General features: G+C 33.9%; 4 protein-coding genes. 3 read left to right on the top strand and 1 reads right to left on the bottom strand.

From position 1 onward, the window contains the following. Nucleotides 1-186 (top strand): hypothetical protein (locus HUK45_RS09450; protein WP_206683836.1); only part of this gene is annotated, 186 nt, incomplete at its 5' end. 50 nt (nt 187-236) lie between these two features. Here HUK45_RS09450 and HUK45_RS09275 read toward each other — a convergent pair. Further along, nucleotides 237-527 carry a hypothetical protein gene (locus HUK45_RS09275; protein ID WP_191912051.1) on the bottom strand — a complete coding sequence of 97 codons (291 nt, stop codon included), beginning with the start codon at nt 525-527 and terminating at the stop codon, nt 237-239. A gap of 119 nt (nt 528-646) precedes the next feature. On the opposite strand from HUK45_RS09275, the gene HUK45_RS09270 reads away from it, so the two are divergent. Beyond that, nucleotides 647-886 (top strand): type II toxin-antitoxin system prevent-host-death family antitoxin, encoded by a 240-nt coding sequence (locus HUK45_RS09270; RefSeq protein WP_191912050.1) that lies wholly within the window; start codon nt 647-649, stop codon nt 884-886. Continuing rightward, complete coding sequence (locus HUK45_RS09265) at nt 886-1230, top strand: type II toxin-antitoxin system RelE/ParE family toxin (RefSeq protein ID WP_191912049.1); 345 nt, start codon at nt 886-888, stop codon at nt 1228-1230. The genes HUK45_RS09270 and HUK45_RS09265 overlap by 1 nt, the downstream gene beginning before the upstream one ends. Nucleotides 1231-1415 lie beyond the last annotated feature (185 nt).

Below are 1415 nucleotides of genomic sequence, written 5' to 3'. Positions count from 1 at the left end.
GTGATGGAAGTTGATTTACAGCAACAACTCTTTAAAAAGTATCACTTATTTGATCACGCTCCATCAATTTATGAGTGTGCAGACTATTTTCACTATCAATTAAATCCCAAGACGGCGACTTATCCTGACTATCCCAAAGCTGTCGCCTATTGTTACTGTCAAATACTAGAAAAATACACCAATTAAAAAAGCTGGCTAATGAAATCAACACTTGATCTCATTAGCCAGTTTCATTATTATTTATCCAAATTTTCTTTGAGGTTCAATCTTAAACGCAGAGCGGCTACTTCTTTCTTCAAGCGCTTTTTCTCTGCTGGGTCGGTCTGATGTTTCAATTCCATCTTTTCTACAAAGTCACTAATCTCTTCCACCGCAGCTGGTGCTAACAAGGTTGCGATAATCTTATCGCGCCTCCTCACAGAAATTGAGACACCGGCTTTTTCGCTATACTTAGCAAGATATTCAAAGTTCCGTAGAAATTCCCCAGTTTTTACATTGTAAGTTAAATGTTGTTGTTTGTGTAACATGACATCTGTCTCCTTTGGAATAATTGTTTTCATCATTATTCTAATGAAAAGATTTTAAAATATATTTTTTGCTGTTAATTTTACTTAAAATTATATATACTATAAGAGAGGTGATTGACATGTTAAATATGAATATCAAGCCCGTGTCTGCCTTACGGGATTATAATAAATTACTCAAAGAAGTTGACGCCGATAACCCTGTTTTCCTCACTAAAAATGGTTATGGAAAATATGCCATTGTTAATATTGAAAACTATGATCGTTTTGTCAATGGCATGAAACTCTTAAAGGACCTTCAACAGGCTTCTAATGAAAAGGGATCATACACTATGGATGAAGTTTTTGGAGATCTTGACTAGTGAAAGAATATCAAATTAGATTTAAGGGAGCAGCTAATCAAGACATTACTTCCTTATATAATTACTTAAAACAGCAATTTGGTAGTCAAATCGCTCATCAAAAAGTTAATGATTTACAAGATTCTATCAGTAAATTGTCTAATCTACCTGGCTTTGGAAGAGACGCATCGGAACTTTCCGAAGTTCTAACGGGTTATCACTACTTACATCTAACAAGAAATACTGTTTTCTATCAGATCCTTAGTAATGAAAGTCGTGTAGAAATTTTAAGAATCTACAGTAATCGTATGGATGTTCTAGAACATTTGCTTAGTGATTTTACAGATTACGATCATAATGAATAATTTAATATACGAAAAAATACCAGTACAGTTCTGCTTTGAGTCTGTACTGGTATTTTAGCCATTTTGTAATAACTGTCCAATCCTTTCTATTCGGTAACATTGTGTTTTCACACTTGTTTAAACCAGTAAAAATTAAAAGTTGGCATTCATCTCTACAAGGTGTCACAAATAAGCACTTGCCCCCC

Origin of the sequence: Limosilactobacillus urinaemulieris (assembly GCF_014838745.1) — a bacterium.
GTDB lineage: Bacteria > Bacillota > Bacilli > Lactobacillales > Lactobacillaceae > Limosilactobacillus > Limosilactobacillus urinaemulieris.
Note: the sequence above shows the minus strand (reverse complement) of the source record. Positions and strands in the feature narration are given on the sequence as shown.

Excerpts from the sequence above, each read along its gene's own strand:
- HUK45_RS09270 (WP_191912050.1), top strand. The coding sequence starts at position 647 with ATGTTAAATATGAATATCAAGCCCGTGTCTGCCTTACGGGATTATAAT.
- HUK45_RS09275 (WP_191912051.1), bottom strand. The coding sequence starts at position 527 with ATGTTACACAAACAACAACATTTAACTTACAATGTAAAAACTGGGGAA.